Source organism: Brevirhabdus sp. (assembly GCF_052826345.1).
In genome coordinates, this window is sequence record NZ_JBRBUA010000098.1 from 1 (window position 1) to 24,878 (window position 24,878).

The following is a 24,878-nucleotide window of genomic DNA, read 5'->3' on the forward strand; positions in this document are numbered from 1 at the left end:
AGCGGCCTGGGCCAATCGACGGCGGCGGGCATCGGCGGCGACCCGATCAAGGGGACCGAGCATATCGACGTGCTGGAAATGTTCCTGGCCGATGACGAGACGCAGAGCATAATCATGATCGGCGAAATCGGCGGCTCGGCCGAAGAAGAAGCCGCGCAGTTCCTGGCCGACGAGAAGAAGCGCGGCCGCTGGAAGCCCACCGCGGGCTTCATCGCCGGGCGCACCGCGCCGCCGGGGCGCCGCATGGGCCATGCGGGCGCCATCGTCGCCGGCGGCAAGGGCGGTGCCGAAGACAAGATCGAAGCGATGAAATCCGCAGGCATCGTCGTTGCCGACAGCCCCGCCGGGCTGGGCGAGGCCGTGCTGAAGGCCATCGGTTAACCCCTTCGCTCCGGCCGGTCGTCCGGCCGGGGCCTCACGTCACAGTCAGGTGTCGCCATGACGGACCAAAGCTCCAACGACCAGTTCCACGCATCTTCCTTCCTGCAAGGCCACAATGCCGAATACATGGAGCAGCTATATGCCCGCTACGTGAACGACCCCCAGGCGGTCGACGAGGCGTGGCAGAAGTTCTTCGCCCAGATGGGCGACGCCGACACCGACGTGCAGCGCGAGGCGACCGGCCCCAGCTGGGCGCGCGCCGACTGGCCCCCCGCCCCAACCGACGATCTGACCGCCGCGCTGGACGGGCAATGGCCCGCCGAGGCCCGCGCGGCAGAGCAGAAGATCCGCGACAAGGCGAAATCCAAGGGCGCGGAGCTGTCGGACGACGATGTGCAAAGCGCGGTGCTGGATTCGATCCGCGCGCTGATGATCATCCGCGCCTATCGCATCCGGGGCCATCTGGCCGCCGATCTGGACCCGCTGGGCATGCGCGAGGACGTGGCCCACCCCGAGCTCGACCCCCGGTCCTACGGCTTCACCGAGGCCGACATGGACCGGCCGATCTTCATCGACAACGTTCTGGGGCTGGAAGTCGCCTCGATGCGCGAGATCCTGACGATCGTGAAGCGCACCTACTGCGGCACCTTCGCGTTGCAATACATGCACATCTCGGACCCCGAGCAATCCGCCTGGCTGAAGGAGCGGATCGAGGGGTTCGACAAGGAAATCCGCTTCACCCGCGAGGGGCGTCGGGCGATCCTCAACAAGCTGGTCGAGGCCGAGGGCTTCGAGAAGTTCCTGCATGTCAAATACATGGGCACCAAGCGTTTCGGCCTGGACGGCGGCGAAAGCCTGATCCCGGCGATGGAACAGGTGATCAAGCGCGGCGGCGCCCTGGGCGTGCGCGAGATCGCCATCGGGATGCCGCATCGCGGGCGCCTGTCGGTGCTGGCAAATGTGATGGGCAAGCCCTACCGCGCGATCTTCAACGAATTCCAGGGCGGCAGCTTCAAGCCCGAGGATGTCGACGGATCGGGGGATGTCAAATACCACCTCGGCGCCTCGTCCGATCGCGAATTCGACGGCAACACCGTGCATCTGTCGCTGACCGCCAACCCCTCCCATCTGGAGGCCGTGAACCCGGTGGTTCTGGGCAAGACCCGCGCCAAGCAGGAACAGCGCGGCGACAAGGACCGCACCAGCGTGCTGCCCGTGCTGCTGCACGGCGATGCGGCCTTTGCCGGCCAGGGCGTTGTGGCGGAATGTTTCGGCCTGTCGGGGCTGACCGGCCACCGCACCGGCGGCACGATGCATATCGTCGTCAACAACCAGATCGGGTTCACCACGGCGCCGCATTACTCGCGCTCCAGCCCCTATCCGACCGATATCGCGCTGATGGTCGAGGCGCCGATCTTCCACGTCAACGGCGACGACCCCGAGGCGGTGGTCCATGCCGCCAAGGTGGCGACCGAGTTCCGCCAGAAGTTCCACAAGGATGTGGTGATCGACATCTTCTGCTACCGCCGCTTCGGTCACAACGAGGGGGATGAGCCGATGTTCACCAACCCCCTGATGTACAAGACCATCAAGAAGCAGAAGACGACGCTGCAACTCTATACCGACCGGCTGATCGCCGACGGGCTGATCCCCGAGGGCGAGATCGAGGACATGAAGGCGCAGTTCCAGTCGCTGCTGAACGAGGAGTTCGAGGCCGGCAAGGAATACCGCCCCAACAAGGCCGATTGGCTGGACGGGCGCTGGTCGCACATGAACCGCCGCGGCGAGGAATATCAGCGCGGCCAGACCGCGATATCCTCGGACACCTTCCAGGAGATCGGCCGCGCCATCACCACCGCGCCCGAGGGCGTGGCGCTGCATCGCACAGTCGAACGCCTGCTCGAGGCCAAGAAGCAGATGTTCGCATCGGGCGAGGGATTCGACTGGGCCACCGGCGAGGCGCTGGCCTTCGGATCTCTGACGCTGGAAAACTATCCCGTCCGCCTGTCGGGGCAGGACAGCACGCGCGGCACCTTCTCGCAGCGCCATTCCGCCCTGATCGACCAAACCACCGAGGACCGTTACTACCCGCTCAACCATATCCGCGACGGACAGGCGCGATATGAGGTGATCGACTCGATGCTGTCGGAATATGCGGTGCTGGGTTTTGAATACGGCTATTCGCTGGCCGAACCCAATGCGCTCGTGGCGTGGGAGGCGCAGTTCGGTGATTTCGCCAACGGCGCGCAGATCATGTTCGACCAGTTCATTAGCTCGGGCGAATCCAAATGGCTGCGCATGTCGGGCCTGGTGACGCTGCTGCCGCATGGCTATGAAGGCCAGGGCCCGGAACATTCCTCCGCCCGGCTGGAACGGTTCCTGCAGATGTGCGGCGGCGACAACTGGATCGTGGCGAATTGCACCACGCCCGCGAACTACTTCCACATCCTGCGCCGCCAGCTGCACCGGACCTTCCGAAAGCCGCTTGTGCTGATGACGCCGAAATCGCTGCTGCGCCACAAGCTGGCCGTGTCGCGCGCCGAGGATTTCACCGAAGGGTCGTCCTTCCACCGTGTGCTCTGGGATGATGCGCAAAAGGGCAACTCGGACACCACGCTGGCCCCCGACGCCGATATCCGCCGCGTCGTGATGTGTTCCGGCAAGGTCTATTACGACCTGCTGGAAGAACGCGACAAGCGCGGCATCCAGGATGTCTACCTGCTGCGCATCGAGCAATTCTACCCCTTCCCCGCGCTCAGCCTCGTCAAGGAGCTGGAGCGGTTCAAGGACGCCGAGATCCTGTGGTGCCAGGAAGAGCCCAAGAACCAGGGCGCCTGGAGCTTCATCGAACCGAACATCGAATGGGTTCTGTCGCGGCTCGATGCCCGCCACACCCGGCCCCGCTACGTCGGGCGCGCCGCTTCGGCCTCGCCTGCGACGGGTCTGGCCAGTCAGCATAAATCCCAACAACAGGCGCTGGTCGACCAAGCGCTGACCATCGAAGGGTAATCAAATGAGCACCGAAGTCCGCGTTCCCACCCTGGGCGAAAGCGTCACCGAGGCCACCGTCGCCACATGGTTCAAGAAACCGGGCGACAGCGTCGCGGTGGACGAAATGCTGTGCGAGCTGGAAACCGACAAGGTGACGGTGGAGGTTCCCTCCCCCACCGCCGGCACCCTGGAGGAGATCGTGGCCGAGGAAGGCACCACCGTGGGCGTCGACGCGCTGCTGGCCAACATAGCCGAAGAAGGCAACGCGGGCCCCGAAGAGACGACGCCCAAGACGACGAGCGCGGCGAAGCCCGCCGCGGCGGGTTCTGCCGAGGCTGCATCGGGGGCCGCATCCGGCGCCCCCGCGCCCGCGGCTTCGGGCACCGCATCGGGGGGCGGCACGCTCGACGTCATGGTTCCCACGCTGGGCGAATCGGTGACCGAGGCGACGGTCGCCTCGTGGTTCAAGAAACCGGGCGACACCGTCGCGCAGGATGAAATGCTGTGCGAGCTGGAAACCGACAAGGTGTCGGTCGAGGTGCCCTCGCCCGCCGCAGGCGTTCTGGGCGACATACTGGCCGCCGAGGGTGAAACGGTCGAAGCGGGCGGCAGGCTCGCCACGCTGCGCGCCGAAGGCGCCGCCGCCGGGGCCGCCAGCGCCGAAGAGGTCGCACCGCCCCCGCCCGCCGCCGATACCGGCAGCCCGGCGCGCGATGCCGCCGCCGGCGATGTCGAACACGCCCCCAGCGCCAAGAAGCTGATGGCCGAGCATAACCTGACCGCCGATCAGATCACCGGCACCGGCCGCGACGGTCGCATCATGAAGGAAGACGTGCAAAAGGCGATCGAAGGCGGCGCGCAGGCCGGGCGCCCCGCCGATACCGCGCGCCCCGCCCAGGCGCCGGCTCAGGCGCCCGCCGCCCCCGCGCAAGCCCCCCGCGCCCCCGTGGCCGCCGAAGACAGCGCCCGCGAGGAACGGGTCAAGATGACCCGCCTGCGCCAGACCATCGCGCGCCGCCTGAAGGAAAGCCAGAACACCGCCGCGATGCTGACCACCTACAACGAGGTGGACATGACCGCGGTGATGGAGCTGCGCAACGAATACAAGGATCTGTTCCTCAAGAAACACGGCGTGAAGCTCGGCTTCATGTCGTTCTTCGTCAAAGCCTGCTGCCACGCGCTGGCCGAGGTGCCGGACGTGAACGCCGAGATCGACGGCACCGACGTGATCTACAAGAACTACGTGCACATGGGCGTGGCCGTGGGCACGCCCTCGGGGCTGGTGGTGCCGGTGGTGCGCGACGCCGACGCGATGGGCTTCGCCGCCATCGAGAAGAAGATCGCCGAGCTTGGCCTGCGCGCCCGCGACGGCAAGCTCAGCATGGCCGAGATGCAGGGCGGCAGCTTCACCATTTCCAACGGCGGGGTCTACGGCTCGCTCATGTCCTCGCCGATCCTGAACCCGCCGCAGTCGGGCATTCTGGGAATGCACAAGATCCAGGACCGCCCCGTCGCCATCGGCGGCAAGGTGGAAATCCGCCCGATGATGTATCTGGCGCTGAGCTACGATCACCGGATCGTCGACGGCAAGGGCGCGGTGACCTTCCTCGTCCGGGTGAAAGAGGCGCTGGAGGATCCGCGCCGCCTGCTGATGGATCTGTAAGGAGGCGAGAGGGGCGGCACCGCCTGCCCCTCCGCGCCCCCATTCGTCCTCGTGGCGGGGGCAATCCATGCTACCGTGCGACTGCCCCGACCAGCGGAGAGATGTGAAATGCCCAGCGAACTGTCGATCCTCGTCCTCTATGGCCTCTGGGTCATGCTTGTCATCCTGATGCCGGTGCTGATGGCGATGCCGCAGCTTGGCCTGGGCTATCTGGTCTCGCCGCGCGATGAACAGCGCAGGCTACACGGCCGCGCCGCCCGGATGGAACGCGCGCTCGCCAATTCGGTGGTCGCGATGGCCCTGTTCGCCCCCGCGGTGCTCATCGTCTTCGTCAGCGCCTCCTCTTCGACCGGCACGCTGATCGCGGCGAACCTGTTTCTGCTGGCGCGCGTGGCCTATGTCGCGGTCTATGTCGCGGGCATTGCCTGGCTGCGCACGCTGCTGTGGGTGACCGGCCTGCTCTGCACGGCCTATATCTATATCGCGGCGCTCTGACGCGCGCGACCGGCGGCGAAAGGACAAGAGGGCATGGCACAGGAACTTCTGGCTCTGGGGCTCGCGGCGCTTCTACAGGCGGTGCAGTTCCTGCTGATGGCGGTGCCCGCGAACCGCGAACTCGGCCCCGGCTACACCATGTCGGCGCGGGATCGTCCGCCGTCGCGCGAACCCTCGGTCTTCACCCAGCGGATGCGCCGGGCGATGGACAACCACTTCGAAGGGCTGATCCTGTTCACCATTGCCGTTGTGGTCGTGGTGCAGGGCGGACAATCCAGTGCGCTGACGGCGGGTGCGGCCTGGGTCTATCTGATCGCGCGTGTGGCCTACATCCCCGCCTACGCCTTCGGCTGGCGGCCGGGGCGTTCGCTGATCTGGGTCGTGGGCTTCGCCGCCACCCTGCTGATGATCCTGGCCGCGCTGATCCAGGGTCTTGTCTAAGACGATGTGACGCCCCGACCGGGGCAGAAGGAGAATTCAATGGCAAGTTACGACGTTATCGTGATCGGCAGTGGCCCCGGCGGCTACGTCTGCGCCATCCGCTGCGCCCAGCTGGGCCTGAAAACCGCCTGCGTCGAGGGCCGCGAGACGCTGGGCGGCACCTGCCTGAACGTGGGCTGCATTCCCTCGAAGGCGTTGCTGCACGCGACCCACATGCTGCATGAGGCCGAGCATAACTTCTCCAAGATGGGCCTGAAGGGCAAATCGCCCTCGGTCGACTGGAAGCAGATGCTGGCCTACAAGCAGGAGACGATCGAGACCAACACCAAGGGAATCGAATTCCTGTTCAAGAAGAACAAGATCGACTGGCTGAAGGGCTGGGGGTCCATCCCGCAGGCGGGCCGCGTCAAGGTCGGCGACGAGGTGCATGAGGCGAAGAATATCGTCATCGCCACCGGATCGGAAAGCTCCGCCCTGCCCGGCGTCGAGGTCGACGAGAAGATCGTGGTCACCTCCACCGGCGCGCTGGAGCTTGCCTCGGTGCCCAAGAAGATGGTGGTGATCGGTGCCGGCGTCATCGGGCTGGAGCTGGGTTCCGTCTATGCGCGGCTGGGCGCGGAGGTGACGGTGGTCGAATATCTCGACGCCATCACCCCCGGCATGGACGCCGAGGTGCAGAAGACGTTTCAGCGCACGCTCAAGAAACAGGGGCTGAGCTTCGTCATGGGCGCGGCCGTCCAGGGTGTCGAGGTCAAGGGAAAGAAGGCCAGCGTCCGCTACAAATCCCGCAAGGACGACAGCGAGGCGACGCTCGATGCCGACGCGGTGCTGGTGGCGACCGGGCGCAGGCCCTTCACCGACGGTCTGGGGCTGGAGGATCTGGGCGTCGCGCTGACCGCGCGCGGGCAGGTCAAGACCGATGCGCATTGGGCCACCTCGGTCAGGGACATCTACGCCATCGGCGATGCGATCGAGGGGCCGATGCTGGCCCACAAGGCCGAGGATGAGGGCATGGCCGTGGCCGAAGTGCTGGCCGGCAAGGCGGGGCATGTGAACTACGGCGTGATCCCGGGCGTGATCTATACCCATCCCGAAGTCGCCACCGTGGGCCTGACCGAGGAACAGCTCAAGGCCGAGGGCCGTGCCTACAAGGCGGGCAAGTTCTCCTTCATGGGCAACGGCCGGGCCAAGGCGAATTTCGCCGCCGACGGTTTCGTCAAGATCCTGGCCGACAAGACGACCGATCGCATTCTCGGCGCGCATATCATCGGGCCGATGGCCGGCGATCTGATCCACGAAATCTGCGTCGCGATGGAATTCGGCGCGGCCGCGCAGGATCTGGCGATGACCTGCCATGCCCACCCGACCTATTCCGAGGCGGTGCGCGAAGCCGCGCTGGCCTGCGGCGACGGCGCCATCCACAGCTGATGCGCCGGGCGTCCGCCTGAGGCCGTGGATATTTGAAACCAGAAGAAAGTGCGGCGGGCGCGCCTCGCTTCTTCTGGTCGGAAATATCCGCGGGGGAGCGCCCGAAGGGCCGGCGGGGGCGGCAGCCCCCTACCCCACCAGCAGCTTCAACCCCTGGGTGACATCCGCGCGCACGGCCAGCCGCAAGCTCGGCTCGTCCCCCGCTTTCAGCGCGGCGATGATGAGGCGGTGGTTATGCGGGGCCTCGGTGCGTTGCAGCCGATCGTAAAGCGTGGCCATCGTCGGGCCCAGTTGCAGCCAGACCGTTTCCGCCATCGCCAGCATCGCGGGCGCCTGGGCGCGCAGGTAGAGGCTGCGGTGAAACTCCAGATTGGTACGGATATAGCCCGCCGCGTCCTGCTTGACGATGGTTTCGGCGATCACCGACTGCATCGCCTGCAACCTGTCGATCAGCGCCAGATGCGCGCGGGGCAGCGCGCGTGCGGCCAGTTCCGGCTCCAGCAGGGCGCGCAGCGCTGCCAGCTCCTCGATGCGGTCCGACGACAGTTCCGGCGTGCTGACGCGGCCCGACGAGGACAGGGTCAGCGCGCCTTCGGCGACCAGGCGGCGCAGCGCCTCGCGCACCGGCGTCATCGAAACGCCGAAGCGGCGCGCCAGACCGCGCAGCGTCAGCGCCTGCCCGGGCGGCAACTCCCCGTGCATGATCTGGACGCGCAGGCTGCGGTACAGCCGGTCATGCGCGGCGCTGGTCGAATCACCTGGTCTGGATTGCATCAACATGGCGGGCAGAGTGCGGCGCCGCGATCAGCCGGTCAACTCGAACCGCCAGCGGTGCAGCGCATTGCCCTCGGTCCTGAGCCAGCCGCGCTGCGCGGCGTGATCGGGAAACAGATCCTCCACCACCCGCCAGAAGGCGCGCGAATGATCCATATGCGCCAAATGCGCGACCTCATGCGCGGCGACATACTCCAGCACCGCGGGCGGCGCCATGATCAGACGCCATGAATACATCAGCCGCCCGTCGCTGGAACACGACCCCCAGCGCGATCTGGTGTCGCGCAGCGCGATCTGGCTGTAGCCGCGCCCCAGGCGCGCGGCGAAGCGGTCGCTGGCCGCGGTCAGCCGGATGCGGGCGCTTTCGCGCAGAAAAGCCCTGAGCGCGGGCAGCGCGCGCGCCTCGTCCGGGGGGACGTAAAGCGCGCCGTCGCGGTAGATCACGGATCTGCGCGCGCCCGGTTCCGCGGCGCGCAACGCCACCTCGCGCCCCTCGAAGGGCAAGGCCGTACCCGCGACGGCGAACGCCGGTTCAAGCTGGCGCGCCAGATGCCCGCGCAGCCAGCCGGCCTTTTCCCGCGCAAAGGCCATCGCCGCCGCCTCGCTCACCCCCCGCGGCATCGACAGGGTCACCCGGCCATCCAGCCGCGACACACGCAACGACAGTCGCCTTGCCCGTGCCGAGCGGCGCAGGATCACGGTGACCGGGGGCTCTCCGGGCAGTTCCAGCCTATCGGGCATGGTCCGTCATGGTGCTCTCCTCGCGGCCCCGGCGCCTGTGATCGGGGCCTGTGTCAGCATTGCGTCGGCATGCCGGGCGGCGCAAGACGCAAAAGGCTTTACACCGGGGCGACCATGTGGCACCTGACGCCGAATTCGCTCAGCTCCGATGATGAAAGGGGACCACTCATGCCCAAAGAGGAATGGGGCGTCAAGCGCGTCTGTCCGACCACCGGCAAGCGCTTTTACGACCTGAACAAGAATCCGATCGTCAGCCCCTATACGGGCGAGGTCGTGGTGCTGGAAACCAGCAGCAAGTCGCGGACGATGGTCGCCGACAAGCCCGACAAGAAGGCCATGCAGGCGCAGGTCGAGGGCGATGAGGAAACGACGCTGGAAGATGACGACGACGCCGACGTCGATCTGGGCGATGACGTCCTGGACGATGAAGACGACGATACGGTCGCGCTCGACGATCTGGCCGACGTGGCCAAGGACGACGACGACGACAGCTGAAAAAACTCAGGCCGCGAGGGGGCGTTTTTCGCTTGCGCCCCTTCGACGGCTTGCCTAAACAGCGTGGCGCGGGCGGTTCGCTGGCCGCACACGGCAAGGGGCCTTAGCTCAGTTGGGAGAGCGCTTGCATGGCATGCAAGAGGTCAGGGGTTCGACCCCCCTAGGCTCCACCATCCCCTTTTCATGACCATCACCGCGCCTTCGGGCCGCGCCGCCCCTGCGGGGCGTCATCCCTTCTTGCGGTCGTCGATCACGTTCATCGAGGCCAGGCCGCTGCTTCCAAGGTCGGTCGTGGCGAAGGGCCCGCCGTGGCACATCTGGGCGGGATCGTGCGGATCGGCGGGTTCAGCCGCAGTCAGCACCTGATCGGCGAATTGCTCGGCGTTGTCCTGCGGCCGGTAACCCAGGAAACCGGCGCGCGCATTGTCCACCGGGGCGCGGTCGTTGGCCGAGACACCGTAGACGATGGAAAAGCCCGTGACGGGCGTGGTGATCGCGGCCTGCACCAGCCGCACCAGATCGCCGTAGGACAGCCAGCTGCCCAGCGCGCGCGTGTTGTTGACCTGCGCGCAGGACAGAATTCTCATGCAGACCGATTCGACCCCCTTCTTGTCCCAGTAGAGACTGGCCAGATCCTCGGCGAAGCATTTGGCCAGGCCATAATAGGTGTCCGGCCGGTGCGGCGCGTCGGTGCCGATGAAATCGGTCTTGGGGTGCATGCCCACCGCGTGGATCGAGCTGGCGTAGACCACGCGGCGCACGCCCTGCCGCGCCGCCGCTTCCCAGATGTTGTAGCAGCCGACGATGTTGGATTTCAGGATGTCGTCGAACGGCGCCTCGTCACCGATGGCACCGAAATGCACCACCATCTCGGCGCCGTCGAGCAGGCGCTCCATCGCGGCCAGGTCGGACAGATCGGCGCTGACGTAATCCTCGCCGTCGTAGAGCATGCCGATCTCGTCGGGCAGATCGCTGGACACCAGCGCATCGGCCAGGCGGCTCAGCGGCTCTCTGAGGTAGGATCCAAGGCGGCCCGCGGCCCCTGTCAGCACAATCTTTTTCACCGCGTCCCCCTTCGGCATGACGTGTCGGGGTCAGGATGCCTGTTCGGTCAGGGTGCGTTCAAGCGCATTCGTCACATGGGCGTGCATCCGCGCCGCAGCGCTTTCGCCGTCACCGCGCGCCATGTCGCGAAAGATCGCCTCATGTTCCTTCCATACCGCGATGGTCATGCCCGGGTTGCTCAGCACATCGCGCATGCCGCGTTGAAGGTGGCGCCAGTTCAGCCTCATCGAGGCGCCCAGCATCCCGTTGCCCGACAATTCGTAGATCAGCCCGTGAAAATCCATGTCGGCCTGGATCGCCAGCGGGGCGGAACCCTGCGCGATGGCCTGCTTGCCCGCCTCGATGATGGCGCGCCCGCGCAGGATGGCGTCCTGGCCAAGGCGCGGCACCGCAAGTCGTACGGCCAGCGGGTCGACGGCGGAGCGGAATTCATAGATCTCGCGCAGCATGTCCGGGCCCACGGGTGCCACGGTGACGCCGCGTCGGCCGGTATCCTGCACGAAGCCTTGCGTCTTGAGCAGTGCGATTGCGCTGTTCACCGGCTGGCGGGAGACCTGCAACCGCGCGGCCAGCTCGTCCTGCGCCAGACGCGCGCCGGGCTTGAACTGCCCGGTGCAGATCGCGTCCAGCAACGCGTCATAGGTTTTTTCCACCAACGACCTGGCAGGCTCGATCGCTTGCATTCCGGCGTCCTTTCGCGCTGCGCGTCGTCCCGACCCTAGGTCCAGTTGACAGGAGGTGCAATTTCATATTTCGTATACGAAATTCCTTATGCGTTGGGAGGCGTGATGGCACAGCCAGTTCGGGTACTGTTGGCGAAGGTCGGTCTGGACGGGCACGATCGGGGCGTGAAGGTGGTGGCGCGCACGTTGCGCGATGCGGGGATGGATGTGATCTATTCCGGGCTGCACCGCTCCCCCGAGGAGGTCGTGAGCGCCGCGGTGCAGGAGGATGTGGACATCCTGGGCGTGAGCCTGCTGTCGGGCGTGCAGATGACCGTCTTTCCCAAGATCCTGAAGATGCTCAAGGAGCAGAACGCCGACGACATGATCATCGTCGCGGGCGGCGTGATGCCCGACGAGGATGTCGAGGAGCTCAAGAAGATGGGCGTGGCGGAGGTTTTGCTTCAGGATACGCCGCCGCAACAGATCGTGGATCGGCTGACGCAACTGGTCGACGAACGCGGCCCGCGGTAAGGGGCGCACAAATGGAACAGTGGAGCTTTCCCCCCCGCTACGACAACAGCTACCTGCCCGATCCGTCCAGCCGCTACTGGTTCGAGCGGCGCGAGACGATGCCCGCGGGAGAGCGCGACGCCGCGATCCTCAGGCGCCTGCAAGAGGTCTGCGCCTATGCCTATGAAAAGGCGCCCTTCTACAGGGAAAAATGGGATGAGGCCGGATTTCACCCCAGCCAGCTGAAGACGCTGGAGGATTTCGAGACCCGCGTGCCGGTGGTCGAAAAGGCCAATCTGCGCCGGTCGCAGACCGCGCATCCGCCCTTCGGCAACTACCTCTGCGTGCCCGAGTCGGAGGTCTTTCACGTCCACGGCAGTTCCGGCACCACCGGACGGCCCACGGCATTCGCCATCGGGCGCGACGACTGGGACGCCATCGCCAATGCGCACGCCCGGATCATGTGGGCGATGGGGCTACGGCCGGGCGACACGATCTGCGTGGCCGCCGTCTTCAGCCTTTACATGGGCAGCTGGGGCGCGCTCGTGGGGGCCGAACGGCTGGGCGCCAAGGCCTTTCCCTTCGGCGCGGGGGCGGCCGGCATGTCGGCGCGCTGTGCGCAATGGCTCGACATGCTGAAACCGGCGGCCTTCTACGGCACGCCGACCTATGCGCTGCACTTGGCCGATGTCGCCAGGGAGAACGGCCTGAACCCGCGCGATTTCGGGCTGAAGGTGATGTTCTTTTCCGGCGAACCCGGCGCCTCCATCCCCGGCATCCGCGACCGGATCGAAGAGCTTTACGGCGCGCGCGTCTACGACAGCGGCTCGATGGGCGAGATGACGCCGTGGATGCATCTGGGCGGCGCCGAGGGCAGCGAGGGCATGCTGTGCTGGCAGGATGTCGTCTATACCGAGGTCTGCGACCCCGAAACCAACGCCCGCGTGCCCTACGGCCGCCGCGGCACGCCGATCTACACCCATCTCGAACGCAGCTCGCAGCCGATGATCCGGCTGAAATCGGGCGATCTGGCGCTGTGGGAACAGGGCCCGACGCCCTGCGGGCGGACCTATCCGCACCTTCCCATGGGGATCGTGGGGCGGATCGACGATCAATTCACCATCCGGGGTGAGAACGTGTATCCGAGCGAGATCGACGCCGCGCTGAACCAGTTGCGCGGCTATGGCGGCGAGCATCGGATCATCATATCGCGCGACGCCCGGATGGATGAGCTGGTCGTGCGGGTCGAGGCCGACTCCGCCGTCGCGCAGAAGGGCGACGCCGCGATGGAGGCGTTCCGGCGCGAGGCGTCGGATTATCTGCAACGGCTGATCGGCGTGCGCACCAATGTCGAGCTGGCGCCGCAGAACTCCATCGAGCGCACCGATTTCAAGGCGCGTCGGGTGATCGACAACCGCGAGATCCTGCAACAGGCGATGGCCCAGCAGGAAAAGGCGCGCTCATGAAGAAAAGCTACATCCCCTCTGACGATCTGGTGCCGCGGATCGTGGCGGGCGAACGCTGGGCCGTGGCGCGGCTGATCTCGCGCGCCGAGGCCGGGGTGCAGGAAGCCCGCCCCGCCTTGGGCGAGGTCTACCGCCGCGCGGGCCGCGCCCAGGTGATCGGCATCACCGGCGTGCCGGGCAGCGGCAAATCCACCATGGTCGCGCAGCTGGTCAAGAAGCTGCGCGCCGAAGGCAAGCGCGTGGGCGTCGTCGCCATCGACCCCTCCAGCCCCTATTCGGGCGGCTCGATCCTGGGCGACCGCATCCGCATGTCGGACCTGGCGCTGGACGAGCATGTCTTCGTCCGCTCCATGGCCACGCATGGCGCGGTGGGGGGCATGGCACATGCCGCGCTCGACGTGGTCGACGTGCTCGACATGGCGGGCTTCGAGGTCATCATCATCGAGACGGTGGGCGTGGGCCAGGACGAGGTGGAAATCGCCAATGCCTCGCATTCCACCGTCGTCGTTTCCGCCCCCGGGCTGGGCGACGAGGTGCAGGCGATCAAGGCCGGCATTCTGGAAATCGCCGATGTGCATGTCGTCTCGAAATGCGACCGATCAGATGCGAACCGTACGATCACCGACCTGAAGATGATGCTCAAGGACGGGCTGACGCACGACAGGATCGGCGGCTGGATACCCCCGGTGGTCGGCGTCAGCTCCTACAACGCAAGCGGCTTCGACGAGCTGGTGGAGGCATTGAGCCGCCATCATGCCCTGCTGGACACGCCCGAGGGCCGCGCCCGGCGCGAGGGCATCGCCCAGTTCCGCCTGACCAAGGCATCCGAGACGCTGGTGCTGGAAGGCTTCCGCGCCGCCCAGTCCGACAATATCGCCAGCAGCCGCAAGGCACTGGCAGCACGTGAAAGCGACCCCTACAGCGCGGCCGAAGCGCTGGTTCACGCCTATGCGGGAGAAGCGAAAAGATGAAAGACACGATTTCCAAGACCGATCCCGAAGAGCTGGAACGCGCCTACAAGGAGTGGGAGGCCAATGAGGTCGCCGCCTTCCTCAAGCGCGCGCCCGAGCGGCGCGAGGCCTTCTTCACCCAGTCCGGCCTGCCGATCAAGCGCACCTACACCGCCGCCGATATCGCCGACACACCGGCCGAGGATATCGGCCTGCCCGGCCAGTACCCGTTCACCCGTGGCCCCTACCCCACGATGTACCGCGGCCGCAACTGGACCATGCGCCAGATCGCGGGCTTCGGCGTGGCCGAGGACACCAACAACCGCTTCAAGTTCCTGATCGAACAGGGGCAGACCGGCCTTTCGACGGATTTCGACATGCCCACGCTGATGGGCTATGACAGCGACCATCCGATGTCCGAGGGCGAAGTGGGCCGCGAGGGCGTGGCCGTGGACACGCTGGCGGACATGGAGGCGCTCTTCGACGGCATCGACCTGGAGGAGATCTCCGTCTCGATGACGATCAACCCGTCGGCGTGGATCCTGCTGGCGATGTATATCGCGCTGGCCGAAAAGCGCGGGCTGGACCTGAACAAGCTGTCGGGCACGGTGCAGGCCGATATCCTCAAGGAATACATGGCGCAGAAGGAATACATCTTTCCGATCGCGCCGTCGGTGCGGATCGTGCGCGACATGATCGCCTACAGCGCGAAGACGATGAAGCGCTACAACCCGATCAACATCTCGGGCTATCACATCTCCGAGGCCGGGTCCTCGCCGCTGCATGAGGCGGCGTTCACGCTGGCCAATCTGATCGTCTATGTCGACGAGGTCACCAAGACCGGCATGGATGTCGATGACTTCGCGCCGCGGCTGGCCTTCTTCTTCGTCTGCCAGAACGATTTCTTCGAGGAGGTCGCCAAGTTCCGCGCGCTGCGCCGCTGCTACGCCAAGATCATGAAGGAACGCTTCGGCGCGAAAAAGCCCGAGTCGATGCGCCTGCGCTTCCACTGCCAGACGGCGGCGGCCACGCTGACCAAGCCGCAGTATATGGTCAACGTCATCCGCACCTCGATGCAGGCGATGGCGGCGGTGCTGGGCGGCGCGCAGTCGCTGCACACCAACGGCTATGACGAGGCCTTCGCCATCCCCACCGAGGACGCGATGCGCATGGCGCTGCGCACCCAGCAGGTGATCGCGCATGAAACCAACGTCACCAGTACCGTCGACCCGCTGGGCGGCTCCTACTACGTGGAATCGCTGACCAATGAGTACGAGGCCAGGATCTTCGAGATCCTCGACGAGATCGAGGAGCAGGGCGGCACCATCAAGCTGATCGAGGAGGGCTGGTTCCAGAAGCACATCGCCGATTTCGCCTATGACACCGCGCTGCGCAAGCAGTCGGGCGAAAAGCCGGTGATCGGCGTGAACTGCTACCAGATGGACGAGCGGGACGTGAAGATCGAGACGCACCCCTACGACGCCCAGACCGCCGCGCGGCAGATCGCCCGCACCACCCGCGTGCGCGCCGAGCGCGACGAGGATGAGATCCAGCGCCTGCTGAACGATCTGGTCGAGGTTGCCAAGGACGACAGCAAGAATATCATGCCCGTCACCATCGAGCTGGTGCGCAAGGGCGCCACGATGGGCGATATCGTCGAGAAACTGAAAGCCGTCTGGGGCACTTACCGCGAAACGCCCGTATTCTAGACCGAGCCGGGCGCGAAGGAGACATAATGCTGACCACCCTGCCCTTTGACGGCACCGCGCCCGCCATCGCATCCGCACCGACACACGCAGGCCCCGGCGCGGCGGTGCTGGGGCGCGCCACCATCGGGCGCGCGCCCTGGCTCGGGCGTTCCGCCGTGATCCGCGCGGACGGCCACTACGTAAGCATCGGGGACGATATGCATCTTGGCGCCGATGCGACCGTGCATATCGTGCACGAGATGCTGCCGTGCATCATCGGGCACCGCGCCACCATCGGGCAAGGCGCGGTCGTGCACGCCTGCACGCTGGGCGACGACTGCCTGATCGGACCCGGCGCGATCGTGCTGGATGCGGCGGTTCTGGGCGACGGCGTCGTGTTGGACGAAGGCGCGGTCGTCTTTCCGCGCAGCCAGCTCGAAGGCGGCTGGCGCTACGCCGGCGCACCCGCCAAACCGGTGGAGCGGATCGACGGCGATGCGCTGCGCGAATGCCACCGGCAGGCGCGTGCAGCTACGGTCGCGGCAGAAACGGGTGCAGAAACGGCTCCAGAAACGGGCGCTGGGCCCGCCGCCGTATCCGGCCAGGCCGAGGGCTCAGCCCGCTTCGTCGCCGACAATGCCCTTTTATCAGGCGCGATCCGCTTCGCGCCCGACTCCAGCATCTGGTTCGGCTGCACCCTGAGGGGGGGTGCGTCGGGCATCGCCCTCGGCGCGCGCTCCAACATCCAGGACAACGCGAAGCTCGACGCCACGCAGGGCGCGATCCGCATCGGGGCGGATGTCACCATAGGGCACAACGCCACCTTGGCCGCCTGCGACATAGCCGACGGATCGCTGATCGGCATCGGCGCACGCGTGGCGCCGGGCACGGTGGTGGAAACCGGCGCGCTGCTGGCCGCCGGTGCGCAAACCGAACCGGACCAGCTGCTGGGGGCGGGGTATCTCTGGGCCGGTCGCCCCGCGCGCCGCAAACGCGCGCTGACCGAGGAACAGCGCGCCGCGCTGCGCGAGACGATCCCCGCCTATTGCGGCTACGCCCTGTCGTTCGCAAAGGCGCAGAAGGCCAAGGGCTAATTGCAGCGCACGAGGAACTGGTTGGGCCTGAAGGCCGCTTTCCAGGGTGCGGGATCGATGACGAGCGATTCGCGGAACACCTCCCGGCAGCCCGCATCGCGCAGGCGCCGCAACCGGTCCCAGCGGGCGTTGTCCAGATCGTAGACGTAATCGAGCGCAACCCCCATGCAGGTTCGCAGCGCAGCGATATCGGCATAGGGATCGGCCTCCCACTGCGAGGCACAGGGCTGGACCTCATCCGAGGCGAGCCCGAAGAGATCGACGAACCGCGCCGCATTGGGCGCGTTGCGGAAGATGTAGTAAGGCACCATCCCCGCCTGGATCGACGCGATCGTGACCGCCGGTCGCGGATCGCGCGCCAGGACCGCAAGCACCCCGTCCACGAAGGTGATGTCACGCGCGTGAATGCTGTTGAAACGCTCCGCCCAAGCGGGCTTGTAGCGCTCGACCCCTGCCTCATAGGGATATGCCAGAGGCAGCCCGCCCGTCGCCTGCCGCGCCAATAGCGCGATGTCGAGCACGCTCGCCGCCATGACCAGCCCCATCAGCCAGACCAACCGGCGCGGCCGGAGCGACAGCGCGACGAGCAGGAACAGGAAAACGAAAACAGGCGTCAGGAACCGCCCCGCCTCCATCCAATCGCCGCCCGCGGCCACGGCGAACAGGAGGATCGCCAGGCTGAGCGAGAGCAGCGCGTGGCGGAATTCACCCAGACTGTCCCCGGGTGCCGCGCCGTCTTCCCCTCCGTCCCTCTCTTCCCCGCCTGCCCCGGCGCCCCGCTGCCCGAGCGCCAGCAGCAGGAACCCGAAGCTCAGCAGGCCCGTCGCGGGCACCGAACGGGCAGTGTCGACCAGATACCCCAGCCCCTGCTGAACGCGCCGGGAAAGCGGCAGCGCCTGCTTGGCATAGACCGTGTTGGGAAAGACATGCAGCCCCAGCGACAGGCGAAAGACCGTCGCCACCGCCACCGCCGCCCCCAGCACAAGCAACAGCCGCAGCAGGGCGCCGCGCCGCGGCGACAGCCACAGATGCAGCACGCCCGCACAGACCAGCACCAGCGCGCCCTCCGGCCGGGTAAGGCTGATCAGAACGGCCCCCGCCGCGACCGGCAGCGCCGCCCGCGCGCCCGGCCTCGACACGAACCGCGCCGTCACCATGGCCTGCCCCAGCAGAACCAGCAGATAGAGGGAATTTTCCATCCCCGACAGCGCCCAGTAGAGCGGCGCGGGCAGCAGGACGGCCAGAACCGCAACCCATGCTGTCAATCGCTGCATGCGCAGATAGGCAAACAGCACACCCCCCGCGAGCAAATGCAGCACCAGGCTGACGACCGGGCCGTTTGCCGCGCTCATCGTGCCGAGCACGGCCGATACCAGCGCCAACAGCGCCGTATAGGCGAGCGAGCTCGACTGCTCCAGCAGCGCACCGCTGTAGTTGACGACGCCGCGCCCCGCCGCCATCGCATCGGCCACATGATAGGTGATATGGCTGTCGTCGCGCCCGGTATAGCCCAGCACCACCACCGCCAGCGGCACCAGCGCCATCGCCGATACCCCGACGATCCACGCCGCATCCTGATCGCGCATCCGGTTCCCCTGTCGTCCCACGTGTCCGACCTACGCGCCGCGCGGTGCGATCACAAGAAAACCGGGCCGATGCCGGAAACCCCGCCGCTGGCTGTGGCGGGCGCGCAAGACCCCCGGGGCGCCCGGCGCGCGGCCGCCACGGCTACCAAAGCCGGAACCGCTTTTTCCTGCGGGCAAAGCCGAAGCCGATCTTTTCGTTCTCATGAACCGGAAAATCATGCTTGGCCAGATAGCTGCGAACGACGGACTTATAGACCTCATTCTTGATGTCCGCCCGCAACGTCAGGAATTTCCGCACCACCGCCACATCCAGAAACGGATAGCGCGCCTCCATCCCGAAGGAACCGGCGACCATTTCCTCCTTGGCCAGATACGCCGCCTGCGTGCTGCCGAAGAACGAAGACCACGGGAACCGCCCCAGCAGGTTCTGCGGATAAAGCCCGCCGAAGTTGCTGTGCGAATAGAACTTTCGTCCCTGATAGCCGTAATCCGAAAAGATCTCGTCCGCGCCGCTGCCCGAAAGGTAGACGAGCGCGCCGTTTTCCTTGGCCTTGGCGCAGACGCCGGCCAGGATCAGCGCCGCCTTGTCGGTATGAACGCTCTTGTTGACCTCCAGCCGTTCGCCGTCGTCGTTGACGATGAAATAGGGCTCGTCCTCGACATGGTCCTTGAGCCACCGGCGCCATTTGTCGACATCCAGATCCTCTTGCGGGATGGTGATGGCGCGATTTCCCGAGGCCTCGACCGCCTTGATGCGCCCGGCGATCACCTCGGGGTTTTCACGCCCCTCCACGGTGACCGACATGAAGCGCGCGCCCTGCGCGATCAGCGAGGCGGCGATGGCGCCGCTGTCGTAGCCGCTGGACAGCCCGACGAAGGGCGTGCCGCGCAGATGGCGCACGCGTTTCGCCACGGCCGCGTCGAAGGCGGAGAACCACCCCTCGATGTCGCTGTCGTGCTGGGCGATGTTGAACAGATAGGTCTCCGCCGACACGATGCTGCTTCCGTCGAGCGCATATTCGACGAAATGATTGGGGCGCAGCGGGTGGATTCCCTCGAATCCCAGCGCCGTCAGGGCATCGCGATAGCTGGCAAAGCCGAAATCATCCCCTTTGGAGCCGAAGAACAGCGGCTTGGTCCCGAAGCAGTCGCGCGCCGCGTAGAGCGTTCCCTTTCTGAAATCGACGATCAGGATCGCGTATTCGCCGTCAAGGTCGCGGAAGAGGCCGGTGCCCTTTTCCAGGTATTGATCGTGCAGATAACGCGCCTCGCTGTCGTAATCGTCGGGGCAGTTGTAGATTTCGCCGTTGAACAGCACGACGATCTCGCCGTTGTCCGGCACATAGGGCTGTGCGACATAATCGCCCCGCATCGACAACAGGTTATGACAGAAGAAATAGCCGTCGAGGCTGTGCTCCTTGGTCACGTCGGGACCGCGCAGCCGCATGATCCGGTTGAAATCCACGCGATCTGTCGGAACAGTCGAAAAAACGAAGCTGCACATGGGGACCCTCTGTATCGTTCGCCGCTCGCGGCAGTGCCGGAATACGACAAACCGCGCCGTACCGCCAGATGGCGCGGTCGCGCGCGGCACCGAGTTGTTTTTGCCGAAGCTTTTGTGCAATCTGCGCGAAACGCGGGCGTCTCGCCTGTCATTCGACGTAAACAAGGGATGGCAGATGCCGCTCAGGATCGCGATCGCCACGAAAATCTACCCCGACCCCACCCAGACGCCCGTGATCCAGCACATCGGCAATCTGTTCGGCGGCAACACCGCGGTGGTTTGCCGAGAACGGCACCCCGTCCTCGCGGGCGACAGGCCCAGCGTCTGCCTGGCCGAGCATCCGCTGGGCGCGGTCGACAAGCTGGCATCGCCGCTGGAGCATATCGGCAACTACATCCGCCATCACAATACCCACCCGCCCACCGGCGCGAAACGCCGCGCGGTGGAGGATTTCCTGCGCGCGCAGGGCGTCGAACGTGTGCTGGCCGAATTCGGCACGGAGGCGGGTTTCATCTATCCCATCGCGCGGCGCCTCGGCCTGCCCGTTTTCGTCTATTTCCGCGGGCATGACGCGACGGCCTATCTGGATTCGGGAAAGAAAGGGGCGCGGCGGGTCAGATCCTACCGCGCCATGATGGACGGCATCGACGGGGTGATCGCGGTGTCGCAATTCCTGCTCGATCGGCTGGCCGCCAAGGGAATTACCCATCCCAACAGCCACGTCGTGCCCAGCGGCGTCGACATGACGAAGTTTCATCCCGGCCCCAAGACGGCGGGGCTGGTGCTGGCGGCGGGACGTTTCATCCACAAGAAAGCCCCCGAGACCACGATCCGCGCTTTCGTCGGCGCCGCGCGGGGCCACCCGGGCGCGCGGCTGGAAATGATCGGCGACGGGCCGCTGCTGGGGCGTTGCCAGGCGCTTGTCGAGGAGCTCGGGGCGAGTTCGCAGGTGATCCTGCACGGCCGCAAATCGCATGAATTCGTGCAGGACCGCCTGCGCGCGGCGCCGCTCTTCGTCCAGCATTCGGTCGTCGGCCCGAACGGCGATCAGGAAGGTGCCCCCACCGTCATCCAGGAAGCGATGGCCGCCGGCGCCTGCGTTGTGTCCACCCGCCATGCGGGCATTCCCTATCTGATCGACGAGGGTGCGACCGGATTCATGGTGGACGAACACGACGCGATCGGCTTTGAAGCGCGCATCGGGCAGATGTTGGAAAACCCCGAGCAATGTGGCGCCATGGGTCAGGCGGGCCGCGGCAAGGCGCTGCGGGAATTCGACCGCGAGATGCTCTACCGGCGCGCCGAGGCCGTGATCGCGGGGCGCGCGCCGGATCGGGCGGAGCCGCCGCGCCGGGGACAGCTGTAGAAACCCGCGCGGCAGGCCGGGCCAGGGAAGACAAGGGGAAACAGCCGATGTCGTTGCGTGGAGAATTCAAGCGCCTCAAGCGCAGGGTGCACCGCGCCCGCGAAGGTGCCTATGCGGCCGCCGACGCCGCGCGCATCAGACGGCGGACCGGACGCAAGCTTTTCGTCGATGGCGGGTCGAATGTCGGTCAGGGGTTCACCTGGTTCTCCAGGCGTTTCCACGACACGGACATCGACTTTCACCTGTTCGAGCCGAACCCCAATTGCCTGCCGTCGCTGGAAAGGCTGCGCGACGGCAGCACGCGTCCGATGACGCTGCATCCCCAGGCCATCGGCGTGGGCACGGGCGTGCTGAAATTCTACGGCCTCGCCGATACCGAGGGCGGGCAGCTGTCGCAGGGCGGCTCGCTGTTGAAAAGCCACAACTCCAGCACCTACGCCCCCGACGAGGCCGCGGCGATCGAGGTGCCGGTCATCGACTTCCCCGCCTATTTGCAGACCCAGGCCGAGACCTATGACACCATCGTCGTGAAGATGGACATCGAAGGCGCGGAAATCGACCTGCTGCACGCCATCATCGACCGCGGCGTCCACCGCCTGATCGATACGCTATACGTCGAATTTCATGCGCAATATCAGGCGGAACCGATGCGAAGCGAAACCCGGCAAAAGGAACTCGCGCTGATCGCCAAGCTGCGCAAGCTGGGGGTGCGGGTACGGATCTGGCACTGACCGGCGCGGCGTCGCCGCAACGGCAGATGCCTCCGCCGCCCCGGAATGATGCCGGTGCGATGCGGGGGCGGAAAGGCCCCGGCGCCGGGCCCCCGCCTACCTGAAGGCCTGCGCCAGAAAAACCGACAGCAAGATCGCCAGAAGAATGACGACGGCCGCGGAAAACCCGTGTCCGACGATGATCTCTTCATGCATGCCGGTAAAGCGCCTGACCGCCGGGTGGCTGAGGGCGTAGTCGCCCGGCCAATGCAGCAACCACCCCAGAAAGCCCATCACATCGGCATAGGCGATTCCCGGGAGGCAATCGAAATTCTCCATGCTCGGCCACTCGAACCGGGCCCCGGTCTGCTTGATTTCCCGCTCGATCTGGCATTGTTTCCAGCTCATGACTGCCCTCCAACCTCATAATCGGGTTTCACCCTCAATCTTCGATGCCCGGGGGTTTGTTGCCCCTCTCCGGCCGATCGTCATTCAACTTTTCCACCCCGCCCATCGGGGCGGAAATTGAGTTTCGATCCGGCCTCTGCGGCCTCGTGGCAATATGCTTAGCTGTCCAACTTTCCGCTAACAATAAATTTCAAAATAGCCATTGCTAATTAATCGCTTAGGGGCACATCCTTCAGCCAAGCCGCTGATCGCGAACGCTCGGCCAATCCCCGGACATCAAGGCCCTTGGGCGCGCGCGGCTCGAACCTCAAGGCACTGAAGTTAAAGTGACAAATACTTTAAGCGCGGAGAATATCGCCAATACCGGCGGGCCTTACCGCCCACTTCCACGCGGGCAGGCGGCGCAAACCGACTCCGGTTCCGCGCTCAGGGTCGTGGCAAAAAAGCAACAAAATCGGCGGCCTTGCTCCGACCGGACCCGACGATAAACAGGGAGGCAGGGCCAAGCGCCGCATGGTGCGCCCCACGTTCAGCACAGGGGACATACCGGGGGACGGGGGAAAAGTTGGTGCGGTCGAGAAGACTCGAACTTCCACGGGTGTTACCCCACAGCGACCTCAACGCTGCGCGTCTACCATTCCGCCACGACCGCCCATGACTTGGTGCTGGGCCGTATAGCGGCTTGGATCGGGGATGTGAAGCCGTTATTTGAGCGATGTTTCGCCCCCGCACGCCGCCATCCCGGCCCGGCGCCGGGGGCATGGGAAAGGCATGAAGATGGTGGAGTGGATCGTGTCGGACGCACCGCAGCCCTATGAGGATGCGGTCGCCTGGATGGAACGGCGCGCGGCCGCGATCGCGGAGGGCACCCTGCCCGAAGCCGTCTGGCTGCTGGAGCATCCGCCGCTTTACACCGCCGGGACCAGCGCGCGCCCTGCGGATCTGAACGATCCGGGCAGGTTCCCCGTGCACCAGACCCGCCGCGGCGGGCAATACACCTATCACGGGCCGGGGCAGCGCGTGGTCTATGTGATGCTCGACGTGGGGCGGCGCGGTCGCGACGTGCGCCGCTTCGTGCGCCAACTGGAGGATTGGGTGATCGCGACCCTGGCGGAGTTTCAACTCAAGGGCGAGATCCGTCCGGGCCGCGTGGGGGTATGGGTCGCCCGCCCCGATCGGGCCGCCGGAGCGGGCGTCGGAACGGGCGTCGGAACGGGCGTCGGAACGGGCGCCGCGCCCCAGGCGGTCCGGGAAGACAAGATCGCCGCGATCGGCGTGCGGCTGCGCAAATGGGTCAGCTTTCACGGGCTGTCGATCAACGTCGACCCGGACCTGAGCCATTTCGACGGAATCGTGCCCTGCGGCATCCGCGGGCATGGGGTCACCAGCCTGGTGGACCTGGGCCTGCCGGTCACGATGGCGGATGTGGACCTGGCGCTGGCGCTGACCTTCGCGCAGATTTTCGAGGACGTCTCCTGACCAAGCCGCCCCGCGCGGCAAGGCTGAGGGCCAACCCCCCGTTTCGCCCACGAGGGCGCCGCCGCATCGCGCGGCGAAACCCCACGCGCGCCGCCGCGCTCTCGACACTTCACAATCCGGCGAAGCGCGACAAACTACCGCTTGTCCCGGCGCAGGCTGCGTCAGTCTTGTGCATTGCCCTCCAGTGCGGGCGGGATTAAAACCGCCTCAGGTGTGCGGTGGAGCTCTTTCCGCCGCTTGATATATTCACGGGATCGGGAGGCCTTCATGGCAGACGCAGCCATCCACAGCCACGACGGCCATGACGAGCGGGGATTCTTCACCCGCTGGTTCATGTCTACAAATCACAAGGACATCGGGATCCTGTACCTGGTCGTCTCCGCACTGACCGGGTTCATCTCCGTGGGCTTCACTGTCTACATGCGGATGGAGCTCATGGACCCGGGCGTGCAGTACATGTGCCTGGAGGGCGCGCGCATCACGGCCGCCGCGGCGGGCGAATGTACACCCAACGGGCATCTGTGGAACGTGCTCATCACCGGCCACGGCATCCTGATGATGTTCTTCGTGGTGATTCCCGCGCTGTTCGGGGGGTTCGGCAACTTCTTCATGCCGCTGCACATCGGCGCGCCGGACATGGCCTTGCCGCGCCTGAACAACCTGTCGTTCTGGCTTTACGTCGCGGGCACCTCGCTGGCCGTCGCCTCGCTGCTGACGCCGGGCGGCAACGACCAGCTCGGCTCTGGCATCGGCTGGGTGCTCTACCCGCCGCTGTCCACGCGCGAATCAGGCATGTTCACAGACCTCGCGATCTTTGCGGTGCACGTCTCGGGTGCGTCGTCGATCCTGGGTGCGATCAACATCATCACCACCTTCCTGAACATGCGCGCGCCGGGCATGACGCTGCACAAGGTGCCGCTGTTCGCCTGGTCGATCTTCGTGACCGCATGGCTGATCCTGCTGGCGCTGCCGGTTCTG

General features: G+C 66.1%; 22 protein-coding genes, 2 tRNA genes and 1 pseudogene. 17 read left to right on the plus strand and 8 right to left on the minus strand.

The genetic code is table 11. From position 1 onward, the window contains the following. The 6 genes and pseudogenes from ACU0BR_RS12025 to lpdA all read left to right on the plus strand — a co-directional run. Positions 1 to 381, plus strand: a pseudogene (locus ACU0BR_RS12025) (succinate--CoA ligase subunit alpha); the annotation flags it as partial. Between the two features lie 57 nt (positions 382 to 438). After that, positions 439 to 3,390 carry a 2-oxoglutarate dehydrogenase E1 component gene (locus ACU0BR_RS12030; RefSeq protein WP_446157075.1) on the plus strand — a complete coding sequence of 984 codons (2,952 nt, stop codon included), beginning with the start codon at positions 439 to 441 and terminating at the stop codon, positions 3,388 to 3,390. Positions 3,391 to 3,394: 4 nt separating this feature from the next. Further along, positions 3,395 to 5,035 carry a 2-oxoglutarate dehydrogenase complex dihydrolipoyllysine-residue succinyltransferase gene (gene odhB / locus ACU0BR_RS12035; protein WP_446157076.1) on the plus strand — a complete coding sequence of 547 codons (1,641 nt, stop codon included), beginning with the start codon at positions 3,395 to 3,397 and terminating at the stop codon, positions 5,033 to 5,035. A 108-nt stretch (positions 5,036 to 5,143) separates the two neighbouring features. Next, positions 5,144 to 5,530 carry an MAPEG family protein gene (locus ACU0BR_RS12040; RefSeq protein WP_446157077.1) on the plus strand — a complete coding sequence of 129 codons (387 nt, stop codon included), beginning with the start codon at positions 5,144 to 5,146 and terminating at the stop codon, positions 5,528 to 5,530. Positions 5,531 to 5,563: 33 nt separating this feature from the next. Further along, complete coding sequence (locus tag ACU0BR_RS12045; RefSeq protein ID WP_446157078.1) at positions 5,564 to 5,971, plus strand: MAPEG family protein; 408 nt, start codon at positions 5,564 to 5,566, stop codon at positions 5,969 to 5,971. Positions 5,972 to 6,010: 39 nt separating this feature from the next. After that, on the plus strand, positions 6,011 to 7,399 hold the full coding sequence (gene lpdA / locus ACU0BR_RS12050; protein WP_446157079.1) for a dihydrolipoyl dehydrogenase: 1,389 nt from the start codon (positions 6,011 to 6,013) through the stop codon (positions 7,397 to 7,399). A 129-nt stretch (positions 7,400 to 7,528) separates the two neighbouring features. On the opposite strand, the gene ACU0BR_RS12055 is transcribed toward lpdA, so the two are convergent. Beyond that, complete coding sequence (locus ACU0BR_RS12055) at positions 7,529 to 8,179, minus strand: GntR family transcriptional regulator (protein ID WP_446157080.1); 651 nt, start codon at positions 8,177 to 8,179, stop codon at positions 7,529 to 7,531. 24 nt (positions 8,180 to 8,203) lie between these two features. Then, the gene (locus ACU0BR_RS12060) at positions 8,204 to 8,914 is read right to left on the minus strand and encodes a M48 family metallopeptidase (RefSeq protein WP_446157081.1); all 711 of its coding nucleotides are present in this window, start codon (positions 8,912 to 8,914) and stop codon (positions 8,204 to 8,206) included. Positions 8,915 to 9,082: 168 nt separating this feature from the next. Between ACU0BR_RS12060 and ACU0BR_RS12065 the strand changes: the two genes are divergently transcribed. Continuing rightward, on the plus strand, positions 9,083 to 9,409 hold the full coding sequence (locus tag ACU0BR_RS12065; protein ID WP_446157082.1) for a TIGR02300 family protein: 327 nt from the start codon (positions 9,083 to 9,085) through the stop codon (positions 9,407 to 9,409). 97 nt (positions 9,410 to 9,506) lie between these two features. After that, positions 9,507 to 9,582, plus strand: a tRNA-Ala gene (locus tag ACU0BR_RS12070). A gap of 54 nt (positions 9,583 to 9,636) precedes the next feature. Here ACU0BR_RS12070 and ACU0BR_RS12075 read toward each other — a convergent pair. After that, positions 9,637 to 10,473, minus strand: coding sequence for an NAD-dependent epimerase/dehydratase family protein (locus tag ACU0BR_RS12075; protein WP_446157083.1), 837 nt, complete (start codon positions 10,471 to 10,473; stop codon positions 9,637 to 9,639). A 30-nt stretch (positions 10,474 to 10,503) separates the two neighbouring features. Further along, positions 10,504 to 11,157, minus strand: a complete 654-nt coding sequence (locus tag ACU0BR_RS12080) for a GntR family transcriptional regulator (protein WP_446157084.1) — start codon at positions 11,155 to 11,157, stop codon at positions 10,504 to 10,506. A 105-nt stretch (positions 11,158 to 11,262) separates the two neighbouring features. On the opposite strand from ACU0BR_RS12080, the gene ACU0BR_RS12085 reads away from it, so the two are divergent. The 5 genes from ACU0BR_RS12085 to ACU0BR_RS12105 are packed head-to-tail and all read left to right on the plus strand — an operon-like array spanning position 11,263 to position 16,847. Continuing rightward, a complete protein-coding gene (locus tag ACU0BR_RS12085) occupies positions 11,263 to 11,670 on the plus strand; it encodes a cobalamin B12-binding domain-containing protein (RefSeq protein WP_446157085.1) in 408 nt (135 codons plus the stop codon). An 11-nt stretch (positions 11,671 to 11,681) separates the two neighbouring features. Beyond that, positions 11,682 to 13,115, plus strand: coding sequence for a phenylacetate--CoA ligase family protein (locus tag ACU0BR_RS12090; RefSeq protein ID WP_446157086.1), 1,434 nt, complete (start codon positions 11,682 to 11,684; stop codon positions 13,113 to 13,115). After that, complete coding sequence (gene meaB / locus ACU0BR_RS12095; protein WP_446157087.1) at positions 13,112 to 14,086, plus strand: methylmalonyl Co-A mutase-associated GTPase MeaB; 975 nt, start codon at positions 13,112 to 13,114, stop codon at positions 14,084 to 14,086. The genes ACU0BR_RS12090 and meaB overlap by 4 nt, the downstream gene beginning before the upstream one ends. Further along, on the plus strand, positions 14,083 to 15,774 hold the full coding sequence (locus tag ACU0BR_RS12100) for a methylmalonyl-CoA mutase family protein (protein WP_446157088.1): 1,692 nt from the start codon (positions 14,083 to 14,085) through the stop codon (positions 15,772 to 15,774). The genes meaB and ACU0BR_RS12100 overlap by 4 nt, the downstream gene beginning before the upstream one ends. Before the next feature lie 26 nt (positions 15,775 to 15,800). Next, a complete protein-coding gene (locus ACU0BR_RS12105) occupies positions 15,801 to 16,847 on the plus strand; it encodes a gamma carbonic anhydrase family protein (RefSeq protein WP_446157089.1) in 1,047 nt (348 codons plus the stop codon). On the opposite strand, the gene ACU0BR_RS12110 is transcribed toward ACU0BR_RS12105, so the two are convergent. Beyond that, the gene (locus ACU0BR_RS12110; protein WP_446157090.1) at positions 16,844 to 18,433 is read right to left on the minus strand and encodes a hypothetical protein; all 1,590 of its coding nucleotides are present in this window, start codon (positions 18,431 to 18,433) and stop codon (positions 16,844 to 16,846) included. The two genes, ACU0BR_RS12105 and ACU0BR_RS12110, sit on opposite strands and share 4 nt — an antisense overlap. Positions 18,434 to 18,575: 142 nt before the next feature. Beyond that, entirely contained in the window at positions 18,576 to 19,937 is a 1,362-nt protein-coding gene (locus ACU0BR_RS12115; protein ID WP_446157091.1) for an asparagine synthase-related protein, read from the minus strand. A gap of 175 nt (positions 19,938 to 20,112) precedes the next feature. Between ACU0BR_RS12115 and ACU0BR_RS12120 the strand changes: the two genes are divergently transcribed. After that, complete coding sequence (locus ACU0BR_RS12120) at positions 20,113 to 21,303, plus strand: glycosyltransferase (RefSeq protein ID WP_446157092.1); 1,191 nt, start codon at positions 20,113 to 20,115, stop codon at positions 21,301 to 21,303. 47 nt (positions 21,304 to 21,350) lie between these two features. Next, positions 21,351 to 22,034, plus strand: coding sequence for an FkbM family methyltransferase (locus ACU0BR_RS12125; RefSeq protein WP_446157093.1), 684 nt, complete (start codon positions 21,351 to 21,353; stop codon positions 22,032 to 22,034). 96 nt (positions 22,035 to 22,130) lie between these two features. On the opposite strand, the gene ACU0BR_RS12130 is transcribed toward ACU0BR_RS12125, so the two are convergent. Together ACU0BR_RS12130 and ACU0BR_RS12135 are read right to left on the minus strand one after the other, a co-directional pair. Continuing rightward, a complete protein-coding gene (locus tag ACU0BR_RS12130) occupies positions 22,131 to 22,421 on the minus strand; it encodes a hypothetical protein (RefSeq protein WP_446157094.1) in 291 nt (96 codons plus the stop codon). 566 nt (positions 22,422 to 22,987) lie between these two features. Next, positions 22,988 to 23,073 (minus strand) — tRNA-Leu (locus tag ACU0BR_RS12135). Between the two features lie 125 nt (positions 23,074 to 23,198). Here ACU0BR_RS12135 and lipB point away from each other — a divergent pair. Both lipB and ACU0BR_RS12145 read left to right on the plus strand, forming a co-directional pair. Next, positions 23,199 to 23,900: a lipoyl(octanoyl) transferase LipB gene (gene lipB, locus ACU0BR_RS12140; RefSeq protein WP_446157096.1), complete on the plus strand. Its 702-nt coding sequence runs from the start codon at positions 23,199 to 23,201 to the stop codon at positions 23,898 to 23,900. A gap of 267 nt (positions 23,901 to 24,167) precedes the next feature. Further along, on the plus strand, positions 24,168 to 24,878 hold a 711-nt coding region (locus tag ACU0BR_RS12145; RefSeq protein WP_446157095.1), incomplete at its 3' end, for a cbb3-type cytochrome c oxidase subunit I.

What these genes read in the sequence shown, in the direction of transcription:
- ACU0BR_RS12085 (WP_446157085.1), top strand. Translation starts at nt 11,263, where the DNA reads ATGGCACAGCCAGTTCGGGTACTGTTGGCGAAGGTCGGTCTGGACGGG.
- ACU0BR_RS12065 (WP_446157082.1), top strand. Translation starts at nt 9,083, where the DNA reads ATGCCCAAAGAGGAATGGGGCGTCAAGCGCGTCTGTCCGACCACCGGC.
- ACU0BR_RS12080 (WP_446157084.1), bottom strand. Translation starts at nt 11,157, where the DNA reads ATGCAAGCGATCGAGCCTGCCAGGTCGTTGGTGGAAAAAACCTATGAC.
- ACU0BR_RS12030 (WP_446157075.1), top strand. Translation starts at nt 439, where the DNA reads ATGACGGACCAAAGCTCCAACGACCAGTTCCACGCATCTTCCTTCCTG.
- meaB (WP_446157087.1), top strand. Translation starts at nt 13,112, where the DNA reads ATGAAGAAAAGCTACATCCCCTCTGACGATCTGGTGCCGCGGATCGTG.
- ACU0BR_RS12105 (WP_446157089.1), top strand. Translation starts at nt 15,801, where the DNA reads ATGCTGACCACCCTGCCCTTTGACGGCACCGCGCCCGCCATCGCATCC.
- ACU0BR_RS12055 (WP_446157080.1), bottom strand. Translation starts at nt 8,179, where the DNA reads ATGTTGATGCAATCCAGACCAGGTGATTCGACCAGCGCCGCGCATGAC.
- ACU0BR_RS12090 (WP_446157086.1), top strand. Translation starts at nt 11,682, where the DNA reads ATGGAACAGTGGAGCTTTCCCCCCCGCTACGACAACAGCTACCTGCCC.
- ACU0BR_RS12100 (WP_446157088.1), top strand. Translation starts at nt 14,083, where the DNA reads ATGAAAGACACGATTTCCAAGACCGATCCCGAAGAGCTGGAACGCGCC.
- ACU0BR_RS12040 (WP_446157077.1), top strand. Translation starts at nt 5,144, where the DNA reads ATGCCCAGCGAACTGTCGATCCTCGTCCTCTATGGCCTCTGGGTCATG.
- ACU0BR_RS12120 (WP_446157092.1), top strand. Translation starts at nt 20,113, where the DNA reads ATGCCGCTCAGGATCGCGATCGCCACGAAAATCTACCCCGACCCCACC.
- ACU0BR_RS12110 (WP_446157090.1), bottom strand. Translation starts at nt 18,433, where the DNA reads ATGCGCGATCAGGATGCGGCGTGGATCGTCGGGGTATCGGCGATGGCG.
- ACU0BR_RS12045 (WP_446157078.1), top strand. Translation starts at nt 5,564, where the DNA reads ATGGCACAGGAACTTCTGGCTCTGGGGCTCGCGGCGCTTCTACAGGCG.
- ACU0BR_RS12130 (WP_446157094.1), bottom strand. Translation starts at nt 22,421, where the DNA reads ATGAGCTGGAAACAATGCCAGATCGAGCGGGAAATCAAGCAGACCGGG.
- ACU0BR_RS12125 (WP_446157093.1), top strand. Translation starts at nt 21,351, where the DNA reads ATGTCGTTGCGTGGAGAATTCAAGCGCCTCAAGCGCAGGGTGCACCGC.
- lipB (WP_446157096.1), top strand. Translation starts at nt 23,199, where the DNA reads ATGGTGGAGTGGATCGTGTCGGACGCACCGCAGCCCTATGAGGATGCG.
- ACU0BR_RS12115 (WP_446157091.1), bottom strand. Translation starts at nt 19,937, where the DNA reads ATGTGCAGCTTCGTTTTTTCGACTGTTCCGACAGATCGCGTGGATTTC.
- lpdA (WP_446157079.1), top strand. Translation starts at nt 6,011, where the DNA reads ATGGCAAGTTACGACGTTATCGTGATCGGCAGTGGCCCCGGCGGCTAC.
- ACU0BR_RS12060 (WP_446157081.1), bottom strand. Translation starts at nt 8,914, where the DNA reads ATGCCCGATAGGCTGGAACTGCCCGGAGAGCCCCCGGTCACCGTGATC.
- odhB (WP_446157076.1), top strand. Translation starts at nt 3,395, where the DNA reads ATGAGCACCGAAGTCCGCGTTCCCACCCTGGGCGAAAGCGTCACCGAG.